The organism is Streptococcus mitis, assembly GCF_009496205.1.
In the GTDB taxonomy this organism is placed as follows: domain Bacteria; phylum Bacillota; class Bacilli; order Lactobacillales; family Streptococcaceae; genus Streptococcus; species Streptococcus mitis_BN.
Genome location: NZ_WIJO01000017.1, coordinates 1 through 25,248, shown reverse-complemented (window position 1 = coordinate 25,248; position 25,248 = coordinate 1). Strand labels below are relative to the sequence as shown.

Below are 25,248 nucleotides of genomic sequence, written 5' to 3'. Positions count from 1 at the left end.
ACTTATTTTGAGAATTTAGAATCGTGGAATTTTTTCAATACGCCTTCTTTTGAAAGGATGTTACGTACTGTGTCTGAAGGTTGAGCTCCATCAGCCAACCATGCAAGAACGCGGTCTTCTTTCAAAGTTACTTGGTTTTCAGCAACAAGTGGGTTGTAAGTTCCAACTGTTTCAATGAAACGTCCGTCACGTGGTGAACGTGAATCTGCTACGTTGATACGGTAGAAAGGTTTTTTCTTAGAACCCATACGAGTCAAACGGATTTTAACTGCCATTTTTAAAGTCTCTTTTCTTATTTTTTATTTCGGTGAAATAGCTGAGCTATTTAGCACATGTTCTATTATAGCAGATTTCTGGCAGGTGTCAAGAAAAAAACTTGACAGACTATAAAATTTTTAAACCATTTAGAAATTTGTTAGAAGTAGGAAATAAATGTTTGAAAGAGGCTATCCGTGAATACTATTTTAGAAACATTTTATAAAGACCATCAAGTCAAGCCCTTCATATCGCCTGAACGAGATTTGGATACTTGGCTCCTAAATCCCAAGCCTGCTCCCAAGCGAAATATCAAGGATTTTAAGAATGATATCTACTAATTAATTTATAAAATATGAATTAATAGATTATAAATAGGGGAATAGTTTAGTTCTGTAAAAATTAACTTCTACACCTATAAAGCTTATTCTGACAGACTTTATAACAGTCTAAGAAAAAAGTAGAGATTCATACAGTATCTAGATTTTCCAAAAATTCTTTATCATCAAATATTATTAACAAAACTATCCAAACCAAATCCGATGCATTGCTTCAAAGAATTCTTTAATTGTTTGACTATCAAGGGCTTTTATTAAAAAATTTTTTCAAATAATTGCCACCTTGGCACATAAATTCTTGCTTTCCAAATTTAAATGTGATATATTTATAACATAAAATTTAAGTGTTATATATTTATAACACAAAAAGGAGTCTATCATGAAAAAAAGTCAAAAAATGCGTGGCCTCATTGCAATGATTGCCGTAGCTCTCTTTATTGATTTTATTGTTTTATTTGGTTCTAATCTTAGTTGGGAACCCAAGTTAGTTATTGCTGGTATTTCAGTGTTAGGTCAGATTGTAGCTATTTGGGGCTGGCTACATAAGAAACCATGGCCTCATAAGAGTCAGAAAAGTAAGGGAAAGACTATTTTTGACTTGTCTGCTAAGCTTTACACGATACTTTTTTTTGCAGCAAGCATTTTTTATACAGTAGGGATTTGGGTTGCGACCCCAAGCGTAAGTTCTGGTATTAAAGAATGGATTTTGGGAATTGGCCTCGTTATTGAAGTGATTGTATTTGGTTTTTTCTGTTTGAAAAATGTCAAGGAAACTCCGGACGAACGCTTTTATGCTAATTTAGCCAAGGCAGCTAGCTTGATGTTTGTTTTTATACTAGGCGCACTGATGATCCTAGCAGTTATCATTGGGTATATGGGGTCTCTCACTCTTTACATGGGACAGATATTTATTAGCATAGCTGCCTTGATTTTCATCTTTTCGGTTGTCTATATTATCTTGGAACGTAGAGGATAAACATGGCCAAAGAAAGCAAGATTATTACTAATCTCAAATCTGTTCGTGAGTCCACAGGCATGACCCAGCAGGAATTAGCCGACCTCATCGGCATGCGACGCGAGACAATTCTGCACTTGGAAAATAACCGTTACAACCCTTCGCTGGAAATGGCTCTTAAAATTGCTCAAGTTTTTAATATGAAAGTAGAAGACCTCTTTGAACTCAGACAGAAAGAGGAAGCATAATTCTTTTCGAGACCTAGTATTAAGTTCATTGATTAATTAGGAATTGAAGCCAAAAGAAAAATCTCTAAGCAAGCGATTTTTGGATTGACTTTCTCTAAAACTACCTTGTCACTAATATTTGAAATCTCCTTCCTTTTAGGGTACAATGGTAGAAATGAATTTTTGAAAGGATCAGAATGAAAAAACTAGCAACCCTTCTTTTACTGTCCACTGTAGCCTTAGCTGGGTGTAGCAGCATTCAACGCAGTCTGCGTGGTGATGACTATGTTGATTCCAGTCTTGCTGCTGAAGAAAGCTCCAAAGCAGCTGCCCAATCTACCAAGGAATTAAATGATGCTTTGACAAACGAAAATGCCAACTTCCCTCAACTTTCCAAGGAAGTAGCTGAAGATGAAGCCGAAGTGATTCTCCACACAAGTCAAGGGGACATCCGTATCAAACTTTTTCCAAAGTTAGCACCTCTAGCAGTTGAGAATTTCCTAACTCATGCCAAAGAAGGATACTATAACGGCATTACCTTCCACCGTGTCATCGATGGCTTCATGGTTCAAACTGGAGATCCAAAAGGGGACGGTACAGGTGGTCAGTCCATCTGGCATGACAAGGATAAGACTAAAGATAAGGGAACTGGTTTCAAAAACGAGATTACTCCTTATCTCTATAACATCCGTGGTGCTCTTTCTATGGCTAATACTGGTCAACCAAACACCAACGGTAGCCAATTTTTCATCAACCAAAACTCTACAGATACCTCTGCTAAACTCCCTACAAGCAAGTATCCAAAGAAAATCATCGAAGCCTACAAAGAAGGTGGAAACCCTAGTCTAGATGGCAAACACCCAGTCTTTGGTCAAGTGATTGACGGTATGGATGTTGTAGATAAGATTGCTAAAGCCGAAAAAGATGAAAAAGACAAGCCAACTACTGCTATCACAATCGACAGCATCGAAGTGGTGAAAGACTACAATTTTAAATCTTAAAAACCAAAAAATACAGTATCCACATTCGGTACTGTATTTCTTTTATCCTCATTCTTAAGTTAAATTATTAAAATCCCAGATTTGGTCCATCCAGCCTTCATAGAAGTCTGGTTCGTGGCAGACCATAAGAATGGATCCCTTGTATTCTTTAAGAGCACGTTTGAGTTCATCCTTGGCATCCACATCCAAGTGGTTGGTTGGCTCGTCCAACACTAAAACATTGTTTTCACGATTCATCAAGAGACAAAAACGAACCTTGGCTTGTTCCCCACCTGACAAGACCTGAATTTGGCTTTCAATATGCTTGGTTGTCAAACCGCAACGAGCAAGGGCTGCACGGACTTCTGCTTGGTTAAGGGCAGGAAAGGCATTCCAGACAGCCTCTAGTGGTGTTTGGCGATTACCGCCTTCTACTTCCTGTTCAAAATAACCAAGTTCTAGATAATCACCGCGTTCAACTTCCCCAGCAATTGGCGGAATAATCCCCAAGAGAGACTTCAAGAGAGTTGTTTTCCCGATACCGTTGGCACCGATAATAGCAACCTTTTGATTGCGTTCAAAGGTAAGATTCAAAGGCTTAGTAAGAGGACGGTCATAACCAATTTGCAAATCCTTGGCTTGGAAGATAAAGCGCCCTGGCGTACGAGCCGGTTTGAAATCAAAGGATGGTTTTGGTTTCTCACTTTGGAGTTCGATAATATCCATCTTATCCAATTTCTTCTGACGAGACATGGCCATATTTCGTGTTGCAACACGCGCTTTGTTTCGAGCCACGAAGTCCTTGAGGTCCGCAATCTCTTTCTGCTGACGTTCGTAGGCAGCCTCTAGCTGAGATTTCTTCATAGCATAGACTTCTTGGAACTGGTAGTAGTCACCAGAGTATCGTGTCAACTGTTGATTTTCCACATGGTAGACAATATTAATCACATCGTTCAGGAATGGGATATCATGTGAAATAAGGACAAATGCATTTTCATAGTTTTGGAGATAGCGCTTAAGCCAATCAATATGCTCAGCATCCAAGTAGTTGGTCGGCTCATCCAACAGCAAGATATCAGGCTTTTCAAGGAGGAGTTTAGCCAAAAGTACCTTAGTTCTTTGCCCACCTGACAAAGAGGTTACATCTGTATCCATGCCAAAGTCCATGACACCAAGGGCACGCGCTACTTCGTCAATCTTAGCATCCAAGGTATAGAAATCACGACTCTCCAGACGGTCTTGAAGTTCTCCCACTTCTTCCATGAGAGCATCAACATCCGCTCCGTCTTCAGCCATTTCCATATAAAGGTCATTGATACGAGCTTCAGCTTTAAACAGCTCATCAAAGGCCGTACGGAGAACATCACGCACCGACTGCCCTTCAGCAAGGACGGAGTGCTGGTCCAAGTAACCAGCAGTCACATATTTAGACCACTCAACCTTCCCTTCATCTGGCAACATCTTACCAGTCACGATGCTCATAAAGGTTGATTTTCCTTCACCATTGGCACCGACCAGGCCGATATGTTCTCCCTTTAGGAGACGGAAGGACACATCTTCAAAAATTGCACGGTCACCAAAACCGTGACTCAAATTTTTAACTTCTAAAATACTCATTTTAATTCCTTATCTTGTTTTTATGTAATTGTTTATAGAGGAACCAAGCCAAATAGCCACCCAAGGTATTAGTCCACAAATCATCAATCTCAAAGACGCGATTAAAATCAAAGACAAAGTCCAAGACTAACTGCGTACACTCAATTCCAAGACTCACTAGAAAGCTAAAAAGTAGCACCTTTTTTGTTTTCCGCAAGTTTGGAAGGAGATAAAGGAGTTGGAAAACAAGAGGAAAAAGCAAGAAGACATTGAGGATATTTTGTAAAAAAATCCAAAATAATTGTCCTACATCACTCACTTCGCCCAGTTTCCAGAGAGAATTGAAAGGAGTCAAAAGAAAAACCAGGCGTCCAAGATGCTGAATACCTGGAGTTTCCACTCCCACGGGAGAATGTTCTTGAGGAGTAAAGCAAAAATAGACGATACAAATGCTATAGAAAATGACTCCCCAAACCAAAATATGATTATAAGTTTTCTTCATCATTAAGGATTGACTGCTGCGACTGCTTTCTGGCGGTCACGTTTCATTGTGTTAGAGCGCAATTGTCCACAAGCTGCATCAATATCTGTACCATGCTCTTGACGAACAACACAGTTGACCCCTTTTTTCTTAAGCGTATCATAGAAGGCCAGGACGCGCTCTTTAGGACTACGGCTATATTGGTCATGCTCACTAACTGGGTTATAAGGAATCAAGTTGACATAAGACAATTTCTTGATGTTCTTGAGCAATTCAGCCAATTCTAAGGCTTGTTCTACACCGTCATTTACTTCATTGAGCATGATATACTCAAAGGTTACACGACGATTGGTTGTTTCGATATAGTACTCAATAGCAGCAAAGAGTTTTTCAATCGGAAAGGCACGGTTAATCTTCATGATGCTTGAGCGCAGTTCATTATTAGGTGCATGAAGGGAAACGGCAAGATTGACCTGAACTCCTTCATTAGCAAAATCACGAATTTTATGGGCCAAACCTGAGGTTGAAACCGTAATGTGACGAGCACCGATGGCCATTCCCTTGTCATCATTGATAGTACGAACGAAATTCAAGACATTGTTGTAGTTATCAAATGGTTCACCAATTCCCATGACAACAATATGGCTGACGCGTTCGTCCTGACCACGCTCATCAAAGTATTTCTGAACCAGCATGATTTGCGCTACGATTTCTCCATTATTGAGGTCACGTTGCTTCTTAATCAAACCAGAAGCACAGAAGGTACAACCGATATTACAGCCGACCTGAGTGGTCACACAGACTGACAAACCATAGTGTTGACGCATGAGTACTGTCTCAATCAGCATTCCATCTGGCAATTCAAAAAGATATTTAACTGTCCCATCAGCAGACTCTTGAACGATACGTTGTTTCAAGGGATTGACCACAAACTGGTCATTAAGCTTAGCAATCAAATCCTTTGACAGGTTGGTCATCTCTTCAAATGACTGGACACGTTTACGGTAAAGCCATTCCCAAATTTGGTCTGCACGGAATTTCTTTTCTCCTTGCTCCAAAACCCATTCCTGCATGGTTTGACGTGTTAAACTATAAATTGACGGTTTCATTTCTTCTCCTTATTCTCTACTCACTTCTGACGAATGACAAAATGACGTTGCCCCTTGTCCTCTTTCTGAGAATGCTGGTCTTTCTGACGACGTCTATTTTTCTTATCTGCATTCGGTTTTCGTTTGGTTTGAGCCGGTTTCTTTCCTTTTCTAGAAGGTGGTTCTTCTTCCTTCTTACGCATTTTCTTGTCAAACGATGCTCGCTTAGGGGCTTCATTTTCTAAGACAAAATAGGCACAACCATAACTACAATACTCTAAAAGGTAGTCTTGTAAACGACTGATTTTTTCTAGTTTTTCTTCTGTTCGATCATCCTTGTAAAAACCTCGTAGGCGAAGCTGTTCGTTGCTCCAGTCTCCCACGATATAATCAAACTTGGTTAAGACTTCTGAGAAACGCTGATTAAAAGCCGTCACATCAAAGGCATCCTTGATATTTTCCACCAAGGAAAAAGCTATCCCTTCCGTTTCAACCTTGTCCCCGTGTAAATGAAACTCAGGACCAGGAAACTTGTTATAGTTGTATAATTCAGGTGCAATTTCTTTTCGCATAGATATCCTTTTTCCACGATTACTTAATACTTTATTCTACCATAATTTCTAGCAGTTAGCACGTTTCTCATAAAAATGAAAAAAGTCTGACGATTTTGTCAGACCAAATAATATAACCTTAAAAAGAGAAGAACAATTCTTCCCTCCAACTATCATTATTTAGCAGCTGCGTACAATTCATCTACTTTATTCCAGTTGATTACTGAGAAGAAAGCTTTAATGTAGTCAGGACGCACGTTGCGGTATTTCACGTAGTAAGCATGTTCCCAAACGTCCAAGCCCAAGATTGGTTTTTTACCTTCTGAGATTGGTGTGTCTTGGTTTGCTGTTGAAGTCACTTCAAGTTTACCTTCTTTGTTGACAACCAACCATGCCCAGCCAGAACCAAAACGAGTTGTTGCTGCTGCAGTGAAGGCTGCTTGGAAGTCTTCAAATGAACCAAATGTTGCATCGATTGCTGCTGCAAGTTCTGCTGAAGGAGCTGTTTTCTCAGGAGTCATCAATTCCCAGAAAAGAGCGTGGTTCAAGTGTCCACCACCATTGTTGATAAGCGCTTGACGGATATCAGCTGGGATAGATTCTACATCAGCAAGCAAGGCTTCAAGGTCTTCACCGATCTCAGGGTGTTTTTCAAGAGCTGCATTAGCATTGTTGACATAAGTTTGATGGTGTTTGTCATGGTGCAAGTGCATTGTTTCCGCATCGATGTATGGTTCCAAAGCGTCGTATGCATATGGAAGATCTGGTAAGATAATAGCCATCTGTAATACCTCTTTTTCTTTCTATATGAAAATGATAACGCAAACATTCACTTTTTTCAAGTTTTTTGCTTATAGATAAGAAATTCACTGAGATACTTTCGAATAAAATCAGCAAGAAACCCACGACAAGATAATCCTGACGCGGGTTAAAAAATTTTTCAGATAGTATCAATTGACCTGACTAGCAATCTGTAAGAGTGCCTTTTCAAAAAGGAAACCTTTTTCATAAAGACCTGTTTTAATCTGATAGTCTGTCTCAATCAAATAAGAAATAGCTTGCTTCAAAAAGCTCAAGGAAAGTCCTCGCGCATCTCTCAGCGCAAACTTGATTTGATATGGATTGGGATTGCGTCCGAGAAAGCTGCCTAAACTACTTGCAATCTGAGATTCTGTTTGGCCAGAGTCCGATAAAATTTTCACCTGAGTAAAAGTCCGAAATTGTCCTAGCATGACAGCTATGAGCTTAATTTCGTCTTCCCCTTGCAAGGTCAAGTCTCTAACCAAATCTCGCGCCTGGTTCATCTTTTTAGTCAGAATAAACTGAGTTAAATCAAAAATATTGTCCTGCAAGGTCTTGGGAATTGCCTCGACAATGTCCTTTTCCTCAATCACCCCATCTGACTTATAGGACTGTAAAAAGAGGAGATTTTTCTGGATTTCGCTAAATTGAAAACCCGACTTGATGAGGAGATTTTCAAAAGAATGATTGGTAAACTGCAGACCTTCTTTCTGACTCCACTTTTGGAAATACTGGCGCAATTCTTGTTCTTTGGCTTCTACTGCATCAAAGACCTTGGCATCACGCTTAAGTAATTTAACCAACCGTCTTTTACTATCCAGCTTTCCTTCTGCAAAGATTAACAACTTGGTTGTTGGTGAAGGATTGTCAAGGTATTCCTCAAATGACTTAAGCTCATCATCTGTCAAAAAGCGTTTTTTAGCAGTCGTGATATCGACAAAATGATCCAATATCACGATTTTCTCATCTGCAAAGAAAGGAAGGCTGACCAACTCCAGTTCTACATCTTTGTAAACTACTTCTTTCATATCAAAGTAGGCAAAGTTGAGGTCAGCAGAATCATAACCAATCTGTTTCAATACTTGACTCTTCATAACTTCAAACTGACCCTGATCTGTCCCTGTAAATAGGCTCAGACTAGGTAAATTTGATAAAGTCAACTTCTGACTTTCTTCAATAGCTAGCATCGTCTCTCCTTTCTTCTGATTTTTTAATGAATTTAATCAATATAGCGCAATTTCCCACGGAAATCTTCTAGGCTCTCGTACCCTTTTTCCGCCATGATTGCCTTCAGTTCATTAGTAATGCGGTCAAAAGCACCGACGCCTTCTTTGTGAAGAGTTGTTCCCACCTGCACCATACTTGCTCCACAGAGGATATGTTCAAAGGCATCACGACCGCTCAGAACGCCACCTGTTCCGATAATTTGGATTTGAGGGTTTAAGCGTTGATAAAAGGCGTGAACATTGGCTAGAGCAGTCGGTTTGATGTACTCTCCCCCAATCCCGCCGAAACCATTTTTAGGACGAATAACGACGGACTCATCTTCTATATAAAGGCCGTTTCCGATAGAGTTGACGCAGTTGACAAACTTAAGAGGATACTTATTGAAAATAGCTGCCGCTTGGTCAAAGTGAACAATATCAAAATATGGTGGTAATTTAATTCCAAGAGGTTTGGTGAAGTAGGCAAATACCTCTGCCAAAATCCGGTCTGTTGTCTCAAAATCATAGGCAATCTGAGGTTTACCTGGAACATTTGGACAGGAGAGGTTTAGCTCAGTCAGACCACGAAACTCACTCTCTTGGACTTTTTTCAAGATAGTATGGGTTTCCTCTGGAGACATGCCAACTAGAGATAAGAAGAAAGTCCGGTTCGGCTCTTTTTCCTGCAGATCCAAAAGATAGTCCAAATAATAATCTAAGCCATTATTCGGTAATCCCATAGAGTTGATAGAACCAAGGGGAACATCTTGATAGCGTGGCTCAGGATTTCCCTGACGAAAGTCCAAGGTCGCTGTCTTGGTCACAAAGGTTCCTGCCGCTGAGTTTTTAACCCCTTCCAGCTCCTCTATCGTCATACAAGCCACACCTGCTGCATTCATCAAGCAATTGTCAAACTCAAAACCAGCAATTTGTGATTTTGTTGATACCATGATTCTGATCCTCCAGATTCCTTTTATTGCTAATATTATACCATATTTTCAGATTTTCTCTTTGAGAAAGATATTTACAAGAAAAAGGTTCGTTTTTTATCTATTTTCAAAAAGTCTCAAAACTAAATTGATAGAATTTTTAGAAAATTTTTGTTTTTCTCTTTACAGTTAAAAAAAATTCTGCTATAATGACACACATAATTAAATTAGAATTTAAGGAGAACGATATGACATCTGCTAAAGAATATATCCAAAGCGTGTTTGAAACTGTAAAAGCTCGTAACGGGCACGAGGCTGAATTCCTCCAAGCTGTTGAAGAATTTTTCAACACTTTGGAACCTGTATTTGAAAAACACCCTGAGTATATCGAAGAAAATATCTTGGCACGTATTACTGAGCCAGAGCGCGTGATTTCTTTCCGTGTTCCTTGGGTTGACCGTGATGGAAAAATTCAAGTAAACCGTGGTTACCGTGTTCAATTCAACTCAGCTGTTGGACCATACAAAGGCGGACTTCGTTTCCATCCAACTGTTAACCAAGGGATTTTGAAATTCCTCGGATTTGAACAAATCTTCAAAAACGTCTTGACTGGACTTCCAATCGGTGGAGGTAAAGGTGGATCAGACTTCGATCCTAAAGGTAAAACAGATGCTGAAGTGATGCGCTTCTGCCAAAGCTTCATGACTGAATTGCAAAAACACATCGGACCATCACTTGACGTACCTGCTGGTGATATCGGTGTTGGTGGACGTGAAATTGGTTACCTTTACGGTCAATACAAACGCCTTAACCAATTTGATGCTGGTGTCTTGACTGGTAAACCTCTTGGATTTGGTGGTAGCTTGATTCGTCCAGAAGCAACTGGTTACGGTTTGGTTTACTACACTGAAGAAATGCTTAAAGCTAACGGCAACAGCTTTGCTGGTAAGAAAGTTGTTATCTCAGGTTCTGGTAACGTAGCTCAATACGCTCTTCAAAAAGCAACTGAACTTGGTGCAACTGTTATCTCTGTCTCTGACTCAAATGGTTATGTCATCGATGAAAATGGTATCGACTTCGATCTTTTAGTAGATGTTAAAGAAAAACGTCGTGCTCGTTTGACTGAGTATGCCGCTGAAAAAGCAACTGCAAGCTACCACGAAGGTTCTGTTTGGACTTACGCTGGAAACTATGACATTGCGCTTCCATGTGCTACTCAAAACGAAATCAACGGTGAAGCAGCTCAACGTTTGGTTGCTCAAGGAGTTATCTGTGTATCTGAAGGTGCCAACATGCCAAGTGACCTTGATGCCATCAAAGTTTACAAAGAAAATGGTATCTTCTACGGACCTGCCAAAGCTGCCAACGCTGGTGGTGTAGCCGTTTCAGCCCTTGAAATGAGCCAAAATAGCCTTCGCCTCTCATGGACTCGTGAAGAAGTTGATGGACGTCTCAAAGACATCATGACAAACATCTTCAACACAGCTAAAACAACTTCAGAAACATACGGTCTTGATAAAGACTACCTTGCAGGAGCTAACATTGCTGCCTTTGAAAATGTAGCAAATGCTATGATTGCACAAGGTATTGTTTAAGATTCATTTGCTCAATCCTCAATCACTCTGATTGGGGATTTTTATATTGGGTTCAAAAAAACTCACCATTAACAGTGAGTTTTAACATCAGAATTTATTTTACTTTCATTAAGGCAGATGACAAACATTCAACAATTTCATCAACTACTTCATCTATGTTTATAGTTCCTTCATCATTCAACATCATGGGAATAAGATAAGAAAAACTCAATGCTAAAATGTATCGAACAATTCTTTCATTTGACCAATTTAGAATAAGTCCTTTTTCTTTAAATTGATTCAAAACAGGGCTAATTGGTTCTATTATAGATTGAACAATAATATTTCCTAACTGGATAGAAAGATTTTGATCAATAAAAGAACGCCCCAAGAGAATTTTAACATGCATTTGATTCTCCTGAATGAAAAAGAGCCTATCTCTAACAATACTTTTTAAAAAGAAGGGAAAAGTTTCTTGATCTACTGTGAATTTCTTTTCTGAGAAATCCGCAATCACTTCTGGAATAACCTGTTCTAGAAAAGTAGATAAAATGACTTCTAAAATACCTTCCTTTGTTTTAAAGTAACTAAAAACAGTTCCTTCTGACACTCCAGCGCGTTCGGCAATAAGGCTGGACGTTGTATTCTCAAATCCAATTTCTGAGAATAATTTTAAGCTTGATAATAATACTCGACGTTGTTTCAAGCTCAAGTTGCTAACTTCTAACGTCTGAGCATACTTTTGTTCTAAACTTTCCATCGCTAGCACCTCTCTTCTACTCTCTTACTTTTACGACTTTTTTGCCTCGACTGTGTCCCATTTTCAGACTACGATAGGCTTCTCTAACTGACTTTAGAGAAAAGTCATACACTTGATCAATTTTCAGCTGAATCTTCCCGTCTGAGACCATTTCAGCTAAAGTGCTAAAATCATCATATGTGGAATGTCTCGGACCAGTAAACTGAGCACCTTTTATCATAACATAGGGTGAAGGTACTAATGTCCCAATAGCTGTCCCCTTCAAGCCTAAACTAAAAGCCAATCTAACATAATCAGATCCATAACAATCCAAAAATTTTGTAATAGGCGTTGGACTAGCTGATAGAAGAGCCTTCTTGATATTCTCTTCGTAACTTACTGGTATAGCACCTAAAGACTTCAGATACTCTGCATTTTTCTTACTTGCTATTCCAATCACTGTCGCCCCCTTAGCAACTGCATACTGTACTGCAATACTTCCAATACCTCCTGCTGCAGCTGAAATAACAACAGTATCTCTTGAATTTAAACCGATTCTTCTAAAAGCCCCACCCACAGTTAGAGCAGCTACTCCCATAGTAGCTGCGTGAGTCATGTCGATCATCTCTGGTTTCAATACAATTTCTGATTCATTGACACAAATTTCTGTTGCTAAAGCTCCCCTATTAGTTCCCAAACCAGGATCGCTAATCATTGTTCCAAACACCTTATCTCCTACTGAAAACCTAGTTACTTCATTTCCAACTTCTGTAATATCTCCAGAAAAATCTCTCCCCACACCTCTTGGAAATAAAGATGATTTAGATTCAAACCAACGACTTGGTTTCCTTAATTTCGTTATAAAAGATAGAAATCGAAGGGGTTTCGCTCCCTCAAAAGTTTTATAATCAATAGGATTTAAACCAACAGCATGAACTTCTACTCTCACCTGATTTACCTCCAAGGCTGTAGAGTCTATCTTCAGCAAATCCAAGACCTCTTCGTTACCGAAACGACTGTACTCTATTGCTTCAACAACCATTTTCTTTACTCCTTAATTTCACAAAAATTGAGTGAACACTCATTTTTATAAATTATACTCTTAATTTGTAAGAAAATCAATATTATCGTTTGATAACGATTTATGACATGATACAAATATCTATCATTTCGATTTACCAATATGATTCTTTCAATCTAACTCTCCTCACTTTTAAAGATTCCTTTCCCTTTTTTGCCCCATGTAATAAAAAAATAAAAACCGCTACTCCTAAGAATAGCGGTTTAATCATGTTTTTAAGCTACTAATGTAGTTACTCTATTATTTAAGAGTAACTGAAGCTCCAGCTTCTTCCAATTTAGCTTTGATTTCTTCAGCTTCTGCAGTTGCAACGCCTTCTTTAACAAGTGCTGGTGCACCGTCAACAAGTTCTTTAGCTTCTTTAAGACCAAGACCAGTGATTTCACGTACAACTTTGATAACGCCAACTTTTTTGTCGCCTGCAGATGTCAATTCAACGTCGAATGAATCTTTAGCAGCACCAGCGTCAGCAGCACCAGCTGCAGCAACAGCTACAGGAGCAGCTGCAGTTACACCAAATTCTTCTTCGATAGCTTTTACAAGGTCGTTCAATTCAAGGATTGAAGCTTCTTTAATTTCAGCAATAATGTTTTCAATGTTCAATGCCATTGTTATTTCCTCCAAATATGTTTTAAATTTATAATAGATTTTCGTAGCTAGGCTACGCTGCGTAGCTTAAGATTAAGCTGCGTCTTCTTTGTTGTCTGCAACCGCTTTGACTGCAAGAGCAACGTTGCGCACTGGCGCTTGAAGTACAGAAAGGAGCATAGAAAGAAGTCCTTCGCGGTTTGGAAGAGTTGCAAGAGCAAGAATCTCTTCTTTAGATGCGACAGCGCCTTCGATTGCACCACCTTTGATTTCAAGTGCTTCAGCGTTTTTAGAAAAGTCGTTCAAGATTTTCGCTGGTGCGATAACATCTTCGTTAGAAAATGCTACTGCAGATGGTCCAACAAATACAGATGCAAGATCTTCAAGACCAGCTTTTTCAGCTGCACGACGCAAGATTGAGTTTTTAATCACTTTATACTCAACTTCGCTTCCACGAAGCTCACGACGAAGAACTGTATCTTGCTCAACTGTCAAACCACGAGCGTCTACAACGACGATAGATGTAGCAGCTTTCATTTTTTCAGCTACTACGTCAACTAGTTCCGCTTTTTTAGCAATAATTGCTTCACTCATTAGTGTGTTCACCTCCGTTATTATTTTGCTTGGGGAATTTTTCCAAAAGAAAAACGCGCCCAAACCTAGACACGAAAGTACAATACGCTTCTTTTTACATGATACGTTTTGTCCTCGGTAGGATATTTATGAGTCGAGCTCCCCTACTGTCTTAGGCAGTTTTTTCAAACCGTATATAAGTATAGCATAGTCAAAAAAAGAATGCAAGATTTTTGCAAACTTTTTTTAAAATTTTTTCGTGATTTTTCTTTTAAAGTTCTACTGTTAGGACTTGACCTTGCTTAACAACCTGTTCTCCGCCGATATAGACATCATCTACATCACTGGACTTGACAGCATAGACTAGGTGAGAGAGCATATTTTCTTGGGGTTGAAGATGAATTTTCCCTTGTGGTTGAATAACGAGAAAATCTGCCTCTTTACCTACTTCCAGACTTCCTATCTGTTCTTCCATTCCTAGGACCCTAGCTCCTTCGATTGTCAGTGCCTTAAGAGCTGTTTCGATTGGAAACTGGCTGGCATCTCCACTCTTCATTTTCTGTAAGAGAGCTGCTGTTCGTCCTTCCTCAAACATATCAAGGTTGTTGTTGGAAGCAACTGAATCTGTCGCAATTCCCACAGCCACTCCTGCTTTTTGCAGTTGGATGATGGGAGCAATCCCTGATGCCAATTTGAGGTTACTGATAGGATTGTGGGCGATAGCCACGTGAGAAGTTGCTAAGCGTTCAATTTCTAGCTCATTTAATTCGACCCCATGAGCAAAGACAGACGGATGATCTAAGTAACCCAGTTCTTCAAGAAAGGCGAGGGGGCGTTTGCCGTATCGTTTCAGGATAATTCCTGACTCCTCCTTGGTCTCCGCCACGTGGATATGGATTGGAATAGCAAGCTCTTTTGCCATGTCTAAACTTTCTTCCAGCAAGTCTCTATCACAGCTGTAGGGAGAATGTGGGGCTACCATCACCTTGAAATTTGGATTTTTATATCCAATAATTTCCTCAATGATTGCTCGAGTTCTGCTTATGGTCTCAGCAGTTGTCTCTGCCTCTGAAGAAAAAAGAGTCGGTGAGAAATAACAACGCATCTTGGAAGTTTTCACTGCCTTATAAATCCGTTCAATATCCACACCATTGGGATTATACATATCGTTAAAGGTTGTTGTTCCCGACTGGAGCATCTCTATCATAGCTTCTTTAACCGCTCTTGTAGTCACGTCGGGAGTAAATCCTGCTTCTGCTGGCCAGATATAGTCATTAAGCCATTCATGGAGATTGCTATCATCTCGAATTCCTCGCAAGCCTGTCATAGCAGAGTGGGTATGGCAATTGACCAAACCAGGCATAATCCAGGCTCCCTGATAGTCTATAATCTGCTCAGCTTGCTCTAAAATCTCTGACTTCTCTTGACCAACATAGACGATTTGAGAATCCTTAACGGCTAAGATTCCATCTAGATAAACATGGAAATCTTGGTCACAAGTCACGATATTTACATGCTGAAAGACTTTCATTCTAGGCTCCTTTTCTAAAAGACAATTTATACTCAAATTCAAACCACGTCAGCTTCACCTTGCCGTAGGTATATGTTACTGAGTCTTATCTACAACCTCAAAGCAGTGCTTTGAGCAACCTGTGGCTAGCTTCCTAGCTTGCTCTTTAATTTTCATTGAGTATTACAGTGAATAATTTTTCTAGCTATTGTAACAAAAAAGTCACCCGAAGGCAACTTTTTTCGTCCATAAACTTTCAAAAGAGAATGGATTATTCAGAGCTAAAAGCGGCAGCTTGCTGCATATGGTAATACTTGCCCTTTCGAGCCATGAGATCCTGATGATTACCATGCTCCACGATGTCACCATCCACCAAGACAAGAATCAGATCCGCATCCTGAATGGTAGACAAGCGGTGGGCAATGATAAAGCTTGTACGCCCCTTCATGAGTTTTGCAAAGGCATCCTGAACCAGCACTTCTGTCCGCGTATCAATGGAAGAAGTCGCCTCGTCTAAGATAAGAATCTTTGGAATAGCCAGAAAGACTCGGGCAATTGTCAAGAGCTGTGCTTGACCGACAGAGAGAGATTCTCCTGCATTTTCCAACTTGGTATCATATCCTTGTGGCAACTGTTGGATGAAAAAGTCCGCATTGGCTGCTTTGGCAGCAGCAATCACTTGCTCCCGACTAGCATCAGGATTGCCGAAGGCAATATTGTCATGAATGGTCCCTTGCTTGAGCCAGGTTTCCTGTAGCACCATGCCAAACTGCTGGCGTAAAGAGGCACGACTATAGTCATAAATGGAACGACCATCCAGCAAGATAGCTCCAGAGTTAATGGGATAAAAACGCATGAGGAGATTGATAAGAGTTGACTTGCCAGCACCTGTCGGACCAACGATGGCTACCTTACTACCAGCTGGAATATCAATAGATAAATCCTTAATCAAAATCTTTTCAGGATGATAGCCAAAAGAGACATGTCTAAAAGAAATAGCTCCCTTAACTTGGTCACTGGTCAACTCTTCCTTACCACTTTCAGCTACCTCAGGACTCTCTAAGACTCCATAAACACGCTCTGCACAAGCGAGAGCACTTTGCAACTCGGCTAAAACAGAAGAAATATCATTAAAGGGCTTGGTGTACTGTTGGACATAGTTCAAAAAAGTCACTAAACGACCGATGGTCAAGGTAGAGCCTATCATGATACGATAAGCTCCCACTCCAGCTAAAAGTGCGTAAATGAGTGCATTTACAAAGCGAGTCGAAGGATTGACCGTTGAAGAATAAAAGATGGCTGACTGAGAATAGCCTGCGTAATTGGCATTCGCCTCGTGCAGCCTTTGGATAAACTCTGTTTGAGCATTGAAAGACTGGATAATAGTCTGCTGGCTAAGAGATTCTTCAATCAACTGAGTCTGAATTCCCCTCGTCTCCGTTTGCTTCTGGAAGAGATGATAGGATCGTTTGGCAATAAAACGTGAAATCACCATAGACAGTGGCGTCAACAGCAAGACCAAGAGGGTCATGAGGAGATGAATTTGTAGCATAGCTAGAATACTAACCAAAATCATCAAGAGACCAATGAAAAATTGGTTAAAAATCATGGTCAAACCAGCTGCCAGCTGTTCTATGTCTGTGGTCACACGACTAACCATCTCTCCACTTCCTTGCCGATCCACAAAAGCAATCGGTAAACAATGGAGCTTATGGATGATTCGTTCTCGCAAGTCTTTGGTATAAGAGAAGATTAGGCGATTATAAAGAAGAGGATTGGCCCATTGTACCAGAGTATTTCCTATGACTACCAAAATCATCTGGAGGAAAATCTGCCAAAAAACTGGTGAAGAACCAGCCACTAGGACCTGGTCGATGACCTGCCCAATCAAGATAGGTAGGTAAATCGATAAGCCAACTTGGGCAATGGTTCCTAAAAAGGCTAGGAAAAGGAGGAAGGGATGACTGGCTAAATCTATGGCCAAACGTTTGAGCGTCTGGTTTGCAGTTTGTCGTCTCATATTAGTCCTCCTTTCCATGTTGGGATGCATTTATTTCACGATAAACTTGACTAGTTTGCATCAATTCCTCGTGCTTGCCAATAGCTAGGAGCTCACCTTTTTCCAAGAGGAGAATCTGGTCAGCCAACTGAAGTGTCGAAGTCCGTTGAGAAATCAAGATTAAGCTCGTATTTGGCAAATTTTCTCGAATAGCTTTCAAGAGCTTGGACTCGGTGATGGTATCCAGTGCTGAGGTCGCATCATCTAGGATGAGAAATGGTGCTTGGCGCAAGACTGCACGTGCAATAGACAGCCTTTGTTTTTGTCCACCTGAAAAATTTCGCCCTCCTGCTTCAACTACAGCATCCAAGAGACCTTCCTTTTCACTGACAAAATCCTTGGCTTGCGCGATTTCTAAGGATTGCCAGAGTTCTTGATCAGATAGTTCTTGATTGAAACCCAAAGTCAAGTTGGAACGAATGGTTCCCTTAAAGAGTTCGACTTTTTGAGGCACATAGGCAATCCAAGACCGCCACTGCTCAAGATTACGAGGACTACGTCCATCTCGATAAAGGTCAATGCTTCCCTTGTCTGCTAGATAAAGTCCAAGTAGGACTTGCACCAAGCTTGATTTACCAGAACCTGTTCCCCCAATAATACCAAGGATTTGCCCCTGCTTCATATCAAAGGAAATATCTCTCAGAGAAGGCTGGGCCGCATCAGGATAGGTAAAGGTCAATTCTTGAACTTGTAAAACCTGCTCGCTGGTAGCTTGCTTTTGTTCTAACTCTGAATGGATATCCTCTGGAGCTTCAGAAAAGACTTCCTCGATTCGCTTGGCTGAGATATAGGACTGGTTAAGAGAATTGATCAGCATGGCGAGCTTAACCAATTCCACCAAAATTTGTAAGAGATAGTTGATAAGGGCAATCAGGGCACCCTGACTGAGTAAACCTCCTTGAATTGAAATATAGCCCTGCCAAATGATAACGAGGAGGGTTCCATTCACAATCAGATAGGTCAGAGGGGTTAATAAACTAGACCAGAAACCCGTCTTTTCTTGCAATCTAGCATAGACTTGGTTAAGGGTTTGAAAAATCTGTAACTCTCGTTTTTCTTGACCAAAAGCACGAATGACCCACATGCCTTGTAATTGCTGGCGCGTTTCCTGAACCAGTTGGTCCGTTTTCTTTCTGAGACTGCTGTAGAGAGGGTTAACCAATCGAGAGAGCCCTACAATGACGATTGTCAAAATGACAACCATGACTAAGAACCAGAAAGTCAGTTCAGATGAGATTCGATAGGCCATAAAAATGGCTCCAAAAACGATAATAGGTGCTCGTAAAAAGAGGCGCAGAAATTGATTAATACCAGTCTGAATCTGATAGGTATCCGAAGTCAAGCGAGTCACCAAGCTAGAAGTTGTCAAACGGTCTCTGCTGTCCTTAGGCAAGGAAAGAATATGTCGATAGAGGTCGTTTGTCAATTCCTTGGCAAAACCCACCGCAGCCTTGGCTGAGTAGAATTGGGCTATTAAGGCCACTACAACACCAATCACTGCAAAGATAAGGAGTAGGCCAATCTGCATCCATAGATGCCCTTGATCTCTCTGGGGCAAGGATTGGTCAACAATCCCTGCAATCACCATGGGAACCAGGAGCTCAAAAACAGCTTCTAGTAGCTTGAACAAGGGTGCCAAAATCGATTCCTTGATGTAGGGTTTAAAGTAAGATAGTAAGTGTTTCATAAATCCCTTCTATTTTCTAAAATGAAGAAAGTGGGAAGCTCCCACCCTCTCAATTTTATTTGTTTAAGTATGGCAATAGATAGCCATATCCTGCTTCGTCCATCTCATCCTTGGCCACAAAGCGCAAGGAGGCAGAATTGATACAGTAACGAAGGCCACCTAACTCCCGCGGTCCATCTGTGAACACATGACCCAAGTGAGCATTTCCTGACCGAGAACGAACTTCGATTCGCTCCATTCCATGACTCAGGTCTTTGTAGTAGTGAATCAATTCCTTGGAAATTGGACGACTAAAGCTTGGCCAACCACAACCTGAAGCAAACTTATCCTTCGCAAAGAAGAGTGGCTCACCCGTCGTAATGTCTACATAAATACCCTCTTCAAAGGTTTGATCAAAGGCATTGGTAAATGGAGCCTCTGTAGCAGCTTCTTGGGTGACACGATAGGACTCTTCAGTCAAGCTTTTTTTCAATACCTCTTGACTAGGCTTTTCATAGTGAGAGGCATCAATCAATGGCTTCTCAGCATCGGTCACATCGATATGACAGTAACCGGAAGGATTCTTCTTGAGATAGTCTTGGTGGTAGTCTTCAGCCAGAATGTAGTGGCGAAGTTTCTCCACCTCTACTGCAATCTTTCGACCCAACATGCGCTCCTGCTCCTGTACCACTGTATAGATAGCTGGCAAGTCTGCTTCATCTTGATAATAAATCCCTGTTCGATATTGGCGACCACGGTCATTCCCTTGTTGATTAATCGATAAAGGATCGATGACTCGGAAATAATAAAGCAAAATTTCTCTGAGTGACACTACCTTCTCATCGTAAATCACTTGAACCGTTTCTGCATGGTCTGTTTCCTTGAGTAGCTGGTAATTGGTCGTTTCAACTTGGCCATTAGCGTAGCCAACACTGGTTGTTAATACGCCTGAAATTCGTGAAAAATACTCCTCTAGGCCCCAAAAACAACCACCTGCTAGATAAATTTCTGCCATCTTTATTTCTCCTTTATCAAGTTTTTAACTAATACTCTTCGAAAATCTCTTCAAACCACGTCAGCTTACATCTGCAGCCTCAAAACAGTATTTTGAGCTAACTTCGTCAGTTTCATCTACAACCTCAAAACCATGTTTTGAGCAACCTGCGGCTAGCTTCCTAGTTTGTTCTTTGATTTTCATTGAGTATAAACTTCTTTTCAAAAAAAGGATAGGAAGCCCTCTGGTCGAAAGTTTCCCCATCCTATCTTCTATTCTTTATTTTGATTCTACACGGACACCTTGGGTATCAACTTTCAAATCATGCAGTTTGCCTTTGAAGGGTTGCTTTTCCAATTCTGCCTTAATCGCCGGCATCTTGTCATGAGAAGCCAAGACCATCACTGTTGGTCCGGCACCAGAGAGGTAGGTTGCATAGGCACCATTATCTTTAGCTACGTGCTTAATCGTAGCAAATTCTCTCACTAAGTCCTGACGGTAACGCTCGTGGAAGAGGTCTCCCTCGATTGCTTGTCCAGCTGTCACCATATCTCCTGCCAACAAGGCTGCGACAGCTACATTGGCGATAGAACTGGCAGCGACAGCTTCCTTGTAGGACAATTTCTTAGGCAAGACACCACGGCTATCTCGAGTGCGTAATTCATAGTTGGGAATGTATGCTAGGAAATCACATTTTGGGAAGTCTGCCACAATCGCAGAGACTTGCCCGTCAACGGAACTTGCAATAACGAGATTACCATAGATAGCTGGAGCCACATTATCAGGATGTCCTTCAATCTTGGTCGCCAACTGCAACTTTTCATGGTCTGATAAGTTGAGATTCCCCAGTTGGTTGGCTAGTTCAATCCCAGCAACAATAACCGAGCTAGAAGAACCCAAACCACGCGCCAAGGGAACATCACTGGTCATTTTCAAACGTCTTGGTTGCAAGTCTGGTACAATTTGCAAAGCAATCTTGAGCAAGAGATTACGCTCGTCATGTGGAATCCATTTACCAATCTGGTGTTCAATCAGCCACTCATCTCGTTCTTCGCAGACCTCAATTTGAAGATACTTGGTTACAGCTACACCGACCGAGTCAAAACCTGGCCCAATATTGGCACTGGTTGCAGGTACAATAATTTTCATCTTATTCTCCTAGCACCTTGAAGGTATTCAAGAGGTCGAATTCTAAAACCTTCTTCAATTCAGCTGAAACATTTTCAAGTTGGGCTTTATTAATCTTATGTGTAATGATGACGACACGCGCCTTGTCACCATCTTTTCCATCTTGGAGAATTTGCTTGAAGGAAATATCTTGAGCATTGAAGATTTCAGCCAATTTCAAGACCTGACCTTTTGAGTCTGGAGCCAAGATTGAGAAGTAGTAGTTTGCTTTAACATCCTCAGGATTTGCCAAGACCAAGTCACGGCTGTATTCGTTGAAATCTTTACCAATGGTTCCATCATTCAAGCGACGAACGATACGGACAATATCCGCCACAACACTTGTCGCAGTTGGTTTTTGACCAGCACCTGGTCCATAGTACATAGACTCACCAATACCGATAGATTCTACAAAGACAGCGTTCATTACGCCATTCACACTGGCAAGTGGGTGTGCTTTAGGTAGGAAGGTTGGAGTTACTTCTGCAGCAATTCCTGAAGGAGTTTCCTCGATTGAACCAACCAATTTCACTACATAGCCAAGTTCTTGAGCTACAGCTACGTCTTCTGGTGTGATGTTGCGGATTCCTTTGTGGGCTACATCGTCAAATGCAACCTTCATGCCAAAGGCAAATTGGCTCAAAATCACCATCTTGTAGGCTGCATCAATCCCATCTACGTCATTTGTAGGGTCACTTTCTGCAAATCCTAGACGTTGCGCTTCGGCAAGAGCATCATCGTAAGACCAGCCTTCTTCCACCATCTTGGTCATCATGAAGTTGGAAGTTCCGTTGACCACGCCAAGCACGCGCGTGATTTTATCAGAAGCCAAGGAATTTGCCAAGGTACGAAGAATTGGAATCCCACCAGCTACTGCTGCTTCATAGTAAAGTGCTACCTTATTAGCTTTAGCGATTTCTAACAATTCTGCACCATGGACAGCCAAAAGGTCCTTGTTAGCAGTAACAACGTGTTTTCCAGCTTCCAAGGCACGAGTGATAAAGGTTTTAGCTGGTTCGATACGCCCCATCAATTCCACTACGATCGTAATGTCTTGGTCTGATAAAATGTCATCCACATTGGTTACAAAGTTAAAGTCATTCCCTGCTGCAAGCAAGCGATTCTTTTCATCTTCATCCTTGACCAATACCTTAGCAACTTCAATCTCTGAATGTGCTGATTGATTGATTTTTTCTCCATTTTCCTTTAGGAGGAAAGGCACACCACTTGCAACGGTACCAAATCCTAGTAAAGCAATTTTAACTGTCATGTTTGTCTCCTCGAAATTTTCTAATATAGCCATTATAACAGAATTTTGTGAAAATTCCTATCATAGTAATTCACTATTTCAGTATAGAAAAGAAAAAACGAATCAAACGATTCGCTCTTCTTAAAATCTAGAAATAGCTTTCCAGAAATGATTATCCAATCTTTTGTAGATTGAGCACTGCATCATGATTCATCAAGACTTGACCATACTCCTGCAAGACTGAACGACTGATATCACTATCGTCCGCAAACTCACGCATACGAGCCAACAGCCAAGCTGGATATGGACTTGGATGATTTTCAATATCCACTAAAATGGTCAAATAATAGCGCTCATTCATCTTGTAGAGTTCAGAAGTTTCCATCTCAAAAGTCACTGTCTGGGCAAAAGCCACCAAGTCAGCCAACTTAGCAAAAGAAAGGATGTAGTAGATGTAAGGCTCTTTCTTGCTCTCAACTTCTTGTTCAGCCTGTTCCTGCTCTTCTTCCTTGGCTTCGACTTGCTCTAGAGATTGAATGGCTTCGATATCATCCTTAGTTTTGTCCGCGATACTTTTTTCCAGGGTTTTGATAAATTCATCTGGCGACATTTGAGCCAATTCTTCCATGTCTGGCAAATCCGATAAGTCTTCAAAATCTAGATTTTGGTCAATCTTGGACTTGGTAACAAATACGTCCACCTTATCCGGTTTTGGAGTCACACGGAAGCTCAACATACCTGTATCCAAAAAGCTATCAGGCATCTCTAACTCATCCAAGATGGCATAAAAGAACTCTTCTGTTTTTTCTTGAGGAACGAGAAAGTCAGCAATCTCCATGCCTCGATCCATCAAATCCTCTAAAGACATCGTGATTTTTAAAGTTGTATCACTGATTTGTTTCATTTTCATTGCTAGTAACCTCATACTTTCAGTTCTATCTATTATACTAGATTTTTACGATTTTATCAAAAGAATGAAGCGAGAATGTGATATAATACTAGAGACCATTTTACAATACAAGAAAGAAAGTACAATGAAAAATATAAAAGTTAATGCACTGGCTAGCTTGCTAGTCAATGTTCTCAATATCGTTTTTCCGCTGATAACCAATCCCTATCTAACACGGATTCTCAGCAAATCCAACTACGGTTATTTCAATACTGCTAATACTTGGGCAAGTTTTGTCATACCACTAGCTGCTTTTGGAATCTACAACTACGGGATTCGTGCTATCAGTAAGGTCAAGGATGATAAGAATAAAATCAACTATGTCTTTTCTAAGTTGTTTTATATCTCAGTTTTCACCTCTCTCCTGACGACTGGTATCTACTTCCTCTTTATCTTCTTTGACACCAGCATTGAGAACCTGAAAGTCCTTTACTACATCCTAGGAGCTCAGGCACTCTTCCAATTCCTCAATATCGAATGGATGAACGAGGCTTATGAAAACTATGCCTTCATCCTTTACAAGACATTGATTATTCGGATTACCATGCTGGTCGCCATCTTTGCCTTTGTCAAAACTGCTGATGATATCGTTCCTTATGCTATCGTCATGACAGCGACAACTATCCTCAACTACCTCCTTAGTTTTCTTTGGATCAAGAGAGAAATTTCCTTTATCAAAATTGGTTTCATCGAGTTAGCTAAGGCTTCTAAACCACTCTTTACTATGCTTCTCTTGGCAAATGCCAATATGCTTTATACCTTGCTAGATAGAATGTTTATCACCAAGGGACCAGATGAAAACTATATTTCTTATTATACAATTGCCTATAGCATCGTTATGCTGATTGCAGGTGTCTTAAGTGGAGCTATCAGTGTCAGCATTCCACGTCTCGGCTACTACCTCGGGAAAAAGGATTACAATTCTTATAATTATCTTGTAAATCAAGCAGCATCATTATTCTATTTTCTCATGATTCCAACTAGTTTTGGGATTATGATTTTGGGAAAGTACGCAACGGTTATCTACTCTTCTGAAAAGTATCTTGAGGCAGGTATCGTGACCAGCGTCTTCGCCTTTCGAACCATTATCTGGGCTATTGAATTGATTCTTGGTAAGCAAATTATCTTTATCAATGACCACGAGAACCGCTTGACCGCTTTCTACTTTGCTGGTGGGGGAGCAAATCTCCTCTTCAACTGTATCTTGTATATCAATAATATTTTTGCCCCTGAGTATTATATTGCTACTACCATTATTGCGGAAGCCATCGTTGTTCTCTTAGAAATTCATTTTATTAAGAAACATCAACTAATTAATTTAAAAGAAATCTTTATGACCTTAACACGTTATAGTCTCATATCCCTTGGATTTATCCCAATCTTCTATATTTTCAAGATGACTTTCCAAATCAGTTCCTATACGGTGAACCTCAATATGATTCTCATGGTTCTCTCTACCATAGCTACTTGTGGAATCTACTATCTCTTAACACTCTTTCTCACTAAGGATAAAACACTTCACTATGCACTGAACCTAGTATTAGCTAAGATCATAAGAAACTAAAAGGGTTCTATAATATTTGTAGTGGGTAAATCCCCTATGGATATTATGGAGCCTATTTTGTTGTAGAAAAAAAGTCCCATAAGATCTATAATGAAAAGCGACAAAACAACTCATTAGAAAGATTCATAT

Annotated in this window: 26 protein-coding genes and 1 other annotated feature; of the genes, 6 read left to right on the top strand and 20 right to left on the bottom strand. The window is 40.4% G+C overall.

The annotated features are described in order from the left end of the window. Window positions 1-2: 2 nt before the first annotated feature. Entirely contained in the window at window positions 3-275 is a 273-nt protein-coding gene (gene rpsP, locus GEZ85_RS04320) for a 30S ribosomal protein S16 (RefSeq protein ID WP_000268760.1), read from the bottom strand. 177 nt (window positions 276-452) lie between these two features. Between rpsP and GEZ85_RS10210 the strand changes: the two genes are divergently transcribed. The 4 genes from GEZ85_RS10210 (at window position 453) to GEZ85_RS04305 (ending at window position 2,776) form a co-directional block, all read left to right on the top strand. Continuing rightward, the gene (locus GEZ85_RS10210; protein WP_192851466.1) at window positions 453-596 is read left to right on the top strand and encodes a hypothetical protein; all 144 of its coding nucleotides are present in this window, start codon (window positions 453-455) and stop codon (window positions 594-596) included. Window positions 597-972: 376 nt separating this feature from the next. Further along, a complete protein-coding gene (locus GEZ85_RS04315; RefSeq protein WP_153209760.1) occupies window positions 973-1,569 on the top strand; it encodes a hypothetical protein in 597 nt (198 codons plus the stop codon). Between the two features lie 2 nt (window positions 1,570-1,571). Beyond that, complete coding sequence (locus GEZ85_RS04310) at window positions 1,572-1,796, top strand: helix-turn-helix transcriptional regulator (RefSeq protein ID WP_153209759.1); 225 nt, start codon at window positions 1,572-1,574, stop codon at window positions 1,794-1,796. A 176-nt stretch (window positions 1,797-1,972) separates the two neighbouring features. Next, entirely contained in the window at window positions 1,973-2,776 is an 804-nt protein-coding gene (locus GEZ85_RS04305) for a peptidylprolyl isomerase (protein WP_153209758.1), read from the top strand. A gap of 54 nt (window positions 2,777-2,830) precedes the next feature. On the opposite strand, the gene GEZ85_RS04300 is transcribed toward GEZ85_RS04305, so the two are convergent. The 7 genes from GEZ85_RS04300 to GEZ85_RS04270 all read right to left on the bottom strand — a co-directional run bounded on the left by GEZ85_RS04300 (window position 2,831) and on the right by GEZ85_RS04270 (window position 9,427). Next, complete coding sequence (locus tag GEZ85_RS04300) at window positions 2,831-4,372, bottom strand: ABC-F family ATP-binding cassette domain-containing protein (protein ID WP_000025378.1); 1,542 nt, start codon at window positions 4,370-4,372, stop codon at window positions 2,831-2,833. 1 nt (window position 4,373) lies between these two features. Further along, window positions 4,374-4,856, bottom strand: a complete 483-nt coding sequence (locus GEZ85_RS04295; protein WP_125442855.1) for a VanZ family protein — start codon at window positions 4,854-4,856, stop codon at window positions 4,374-4,376. Then, window positions 4,856-5,941, bottom strand: a complete 1,086-nt coding sequence (rlmN, locus tag GEZ85_RS04290) for a dual-specificity RNA methyltransferase RlmN (RefSeq protein WP_000804760.1) — start codon at window positions 5,939-5,941, stop codon at window positions 4,856-4,858. The genes GEZ85_RS04295 and rlmN overlap by 1 nt, the downstream gene beginning before the upstream one ends. 20 nt (window positions 5,942-5,961) lie before the next feature. Beyond that, window positions 5,962-6,492, bottom strand: a complete 531-nt coding sequence (locus GEZ85_RS04285) for a YutD family protein (protein WP_153209757.1) — start codon at window positions 6,490-6,492, stop codon at window positions 5,962-5,964. Window positions 6,493-6,647: 155 nt separating this feature from the next. Next, window positions 6,648-7,253, bottom strand: coding sequence for a superoxide dismutase SodA (gene sodA / locus GEZ85_RS04280; protein ID WP_020903212.1), 606 nt, complete (start codon window positions 7,251-7,253; stop codon window positions 6,648-6,650). Between the two features lie 168 nt (window positions 7,254-7,421). Beyond that, window positions 7,422-8,459: a DNA polymerase III subunit delta gene (gene holA / locus GEZ85_RS04275; protein ID WP_084926484.1), complete on the bottom strand. Its 1,038-nt coding sequence runs from the start codon at window positions 8,457-8,459 to the stop codon at window positions 7,422-7,424. Between the two features lie 32 nt (window positions 8,460-8,491). Next, window positions 8,492-9,427, bottom strand: coding sequence for a dihydroorotate oxidase (locus GEZ85_RS04270; protein WP_084926485.1), 936 nt, complete (start codon window positions 9,425-9,427; stop codon window positions 8,492-8,494). 227 nt (window positions 9,428-9,654) lie between these two features. On the opposite strand from GEZ85_RS04270, the gene gdhA reads away from it, so the two are divergent. Then, window positions 9,655-11,001, top strand: a complete 1,347-nt coding sequence (gene gdhA, locus GEZ85_RS04265) for an NADP-specific glutamate dehydrogenase (RefSeq protein WP_084926486.1) — start codon at window positions 9,655-9,657, stop codon at window positions 10,999-11,001. A gap of 94 nt (window positions 11,002-11,095) precedes the next feature. Here gdhA and GEZ85_RS04260 read toward each other — a convergent pair whose 3' ends face one another. The 12 genes from GEZ85_RS04260 to mecA all read right to left on the bottom strand — a co-directional run bounded on the left by GEZ85_RS04260 (window position 11,096) and on the right by mecA (window position 23,516). Next, window positions 11,096-11,740: a TetR/AcrR family transcriptional regulator gene (locus GEZ85_RS04260; protein WP_153209756.1), complete on the bottom strand. Its 645-nt coding sequence runs from the start codon at window positions 11,738-11,740 to the stop codon at window positions 11,096-11,098. Between the two features lie 16 nt (window positions 11,741-11,756). Continuing rightward, a complete protein-coding gene (locus GEZ85_RS04255) occupies window positions 11,757-12,761 on the bottom strand; it encodes an NADP-dependent oxidoreductase (RefSeq protein ID WP_020903208.1) in 1,005 nt (334 codons plus the stop codon). Window positions 12,762-13,040: 279 nt separating this feature from the next. Then, the gene (gene rplL, locus GEZ85_RS04250) at window positions 13,041-13,409 is read right to left on the bottom strand and encodes a 50S ribosomal protein L7/L12 (RefSeq protein ID WP_001196965.1); all 369 of its coding nucleotides are present in this window, start codon (window positions 13,407-13,409) and stop codon (window positions 13,041-13,043) included. Between the two features lie 72 nt (window positions 13,410-13,481). Continuing rightward, window positions 13,482-13,982, bottom strand: coding sequence for a 50S ribosomal protein L10 (gene rplJ, locus GEZ85_RS04245; protein ID WP_153209755.1), 501 nt, complete (start codon window positions 13,980-13,982; stop codon window positions 13,482-13,484). A gap of 38 nt (window positions 13,983-14,020) precedes the next feature. Then, window positions 14,021-14,156, bottom strand: a sequence feature (ribosomal protein L10 leader region). A 76-nt stretch (window positions 14,157-14,232) separates the two neighbouring features. Then, window positions 14,233-15,492: a TRZ/ATZ family protein gene (locus tag GEZ85_RS04240; protein ID WP_153209754.1), complete on the bottom strand. Its 1,260-nt coding sequence runs from the start codon at window positions 15,490-15,492 to the stop codon at window positions 14,233-14,235. 250 nt (window positions 15,493-15,742) lie between these two features. Continuing rightward, entirely contained in the window at window positions 15,743-17,491 is a 1,749-nt protein-coding gene (locus GEZ85_RS04235) for an ABC transporter ATP-binding protein (protein ID WP_153209753.1), read from the bottom strand. Window position 17,492: 1 nt separating this feature from the next. Beyond that, entirely contained in the window at window positions 17,493-19,217 is a 1,725-nt protein-coding gene (locus GEZ85_RS04230; RefSeq protein ID WP_153209752.1) for an ABC transporter ATP-binding protein, read from the bottom strand. A gap of 55 nt (window positions 19,218-19,272) precedes the next feature. Beyond that, window positions 19,273-20,211 (bottom strand): peptide-methionine (R)-S-oxide reductase MsrB, encoded by a 939-nt coding sequence (msrB, locus tag GEZ85_RS04225; protein WP_153209751.1) that lies wholly within the window; start codon window positions 20,209-20,211, stop codon window positions 19,273-19,275. A gap of 60 nt (window positions 20,212-20,271) precedes the next feature. Beyond that, window positions 20,272-20,394, bottom strand: a complete 123-nt coding sequence (locus tag GEZ85_RS10480) for a hypothetical protein (protein ID WP_265482685.1) — start codon at window positions 20,392-20,394, stop codon at window positions 20,272-20,274. Window positions 20,395-20,469: 75 nt separating this feature from the next. Further along, a complete protein-coding gene (gene thrB, locus GEZ85_RS04215; protein WP_153209749.1) occupies window positions 20,470-21,339 on the bottom strand; it encodes a homoserine kinase in 870 nt (289 codons plus the stop codon). A 1-nt stretch (window position 21,340) separates the two neighbouring features. Then, a complete protein-coding gene (locus GEZ85_RS04210) occupies window positions 21,341-22,627 on the bottom strand; it encodes a homoserine dehydrogenase (protein ID WP_153209748.1) in 1,287 nt (428 codons plus the stop codon). Between the two features lie 151 nt (window positions 22,628-22,778). Further along, window positions 22,779-23,516: an adaptor protein MecA gene (gene mecA / locus GEZ85_RS04205; RefSeq protein ID WP_153209747.1), complete on the bottom strand. Its 738-nt coding sequence runs from the start codon at window positions 23,514-23,516 to the stop codon at window positions 22,779-22,781. Window positions 23,517-23,640: 124 nt separating this feature from the next. Here mecA and GEZ85_RS04200 point away from each other — a divergent pair, with 124 nt between their 5' ends. Beyond that, window positions 23,641-25,119: an oligosaccharide flippase family protein gene (locus GEZ85_RS04200; protein ID WP_153209746.1), complete on the top strand. Its 1,479-nt coding sequence runs from the start codon at window positions 23,641-23,643 to the stop codon at window positions 25,117-25,119. Window positions 25,120-25,248 lie beyond the last annotated feature (129 nt).

Excerpts from the sequence above, each read along its gene's own strand:
- rplL (WP_001196965.1), bottom strand. The coding sequence starts at position 13,409 with ATGGCATTGAACATTGAAAACATTATTGCTGAAATTAAAGAAGCTTCA.
- GEZ85_RS04210 (WP_153209748.1), bottom strand. The coding sequence starts at position 22,627 with ATGACAGTTAAAATTGCTTTACTAGGATTTGGTACCGTTGCAAGTGGT.
- msrB (WP_153209751.1), bottom strand. The coding sequence starts at position 20,211 with ATGGCAGAAATTTATCTAGCAGGTGGTTGTTTTTGGGGCCTAGAGGAG.
- GEZ85_RS04315 (WP_153209760.1), top strand. The coding sequence starts at position 973 with ATGAAAAAAAGTCAAAAAATGCGTGGCCTCATTGCAATGATTGCCGTA.
- GEZ85_RS04240 (WP_153209754.1), bottom strand. The coding sequence starts at position 15,492 with ATGAAAGTCTTTCAGCATGTAAATATCGTGACTTGTGACCAAGATTTC.
- holA (WP_084926484.1), bottom strand. The coding sequence starts at position 8,459 with ATGCTAGCTATTGAAGAAAGTCAGAAGTTGACTTTATCAAATTTACCT.
- GEZ85_RS04230 (WP_153209752.1), bottom strand. The coding sequence starts at position 19,217 with ATGAAACACTTACTATCTTACTTTAAACCCTACATCAAGGAATCGATT.
- GEZ85_RS04295 (WP_125442855.1), bottom strand. The coding sequence starts at position 4,856 with ATGATGAAGAAAACTTATAATCATATTTTGGTTTGGGGAGTCATTTTC.
- sodA (WP_020903212.1), bottom strand. The coding sequence starts at position 7,253 with ATGGCTATTATCTTACCAGATCTTCCATATGCATACGACGCTTTGGAA.
- rpsP (WP_000268760.1), bottom strand. The coding sequence starts at position 275 with ATGGCAGTTAAAATCCGTTTGACTCGTATGGGTTCTAAGAAAAAACCT.
- GEZ85_RS04300 (WP_000025378.1), bottom strand. The coding sequence starts at position 4,372 with ATGAGTATTTTAGAAGTTAAAAATTTGAGTCACGGTTTTGGTGACCGT.
- mecA (WP_153209747.1), bottom strand. The coding sequence starts at position 23,516 with ATGAAAATGAAACAAATCAGTGATACAACTTTAAAAATCACGATGTCT.
- gdhA (WP_084926486.1), top strand. The coding sequence starts at position 9,655 with ATGACATCTGCTAAAGAATATATCCAAAGCGTGTTTGAAACTGTAAAA.
- GEZ85_RS04235 (WP_153209753.1), bottom strand. The coding sequence starts at position 17,491 with ATGAGACGACAAACTGCAAACCAGACGCTCAAACGTTTGGCCATAGAT.
- GEZ85_RS04310 (WP_153209759.1), top strand. The coding sequence starts at position 1,572 with ATGGCCAAAGAAAGCAAGATTATTACTAATCTCAAATCTGTTCGTGAG.
- GEZ85_RS04200 (WP_153209746.1), top strand. The coding sequence starts at position 23,641 with ATGAAAAATATAAAAGTTAATGCACTGGCTAGCTTGCTAGTCAATGTT.
- rlmN (WP_000804760.1), bottom strand. The coding sequence starts at position 5,941 with ATGAAACCGTCAATTTATAGTTTAACACGTCAAACCATGCAGGAATGG.
- GEZ85_RS04255 (WP_020903208.1), bottom strand. The coding sequence starts at position 12,761 with ATGGTTGTTGAAGCAATAGAGTACAGTCGTTTCGGTAACGAAGAGGTC.
- thrB (WP_153209749.1), bottom strand. The coding sequence starts at position 21,339 with ATGAAAATTATTGTACCTGCAACCAGTGCCAATATTGGGCCAGGTTTT.
- GEZ85_RS04285 (WP_153209757.1), bottom strand. The coding sequence starts at position 6,492 with ATGCGAAAAGAAATTGCACCTGAATTATACAACTATAACAAGTTTCCT.
- GEZ85_RS10480 (WP_265482685.1), bottom strand. The coding sequence starts at position 20,394 with ATGAAAATCAAAGAACAAACTAGGAAGCTAGCCGCAGGTTGCTCAAAA.
- rplJ (WP_153209755.1), bottom strand. The coding sequence starts at position 13,982 with ATGAGTGAAGCAATTATTGCTAAAAAAGCGGAACTAGTTGACGTAGTA.
- GEZ85_RS04270 (WP_084926485.1), bottom strand. The coding sequence starts at position 9,427 with ATGGTATCAACAAAATCACAAATTGCTGGTTTTGAGTTTGACAATTGC.
- GEZ85_RS04305 (WP_153209758.1), top strand. The coding sequence starts at position 1,973 with ATGAAAAAACTAGCAACCCTTCTTTTACTGTCCACTGTAGCCTTAGCT.
- GEZ85_RS04260 (WP_153209756.1), bottom strand. The coding sequence starts at position 11,740 with ATGGAAAGTTTAGAACAAAAGTATGCTCAGACGTTAGAAGTTAGCAAC.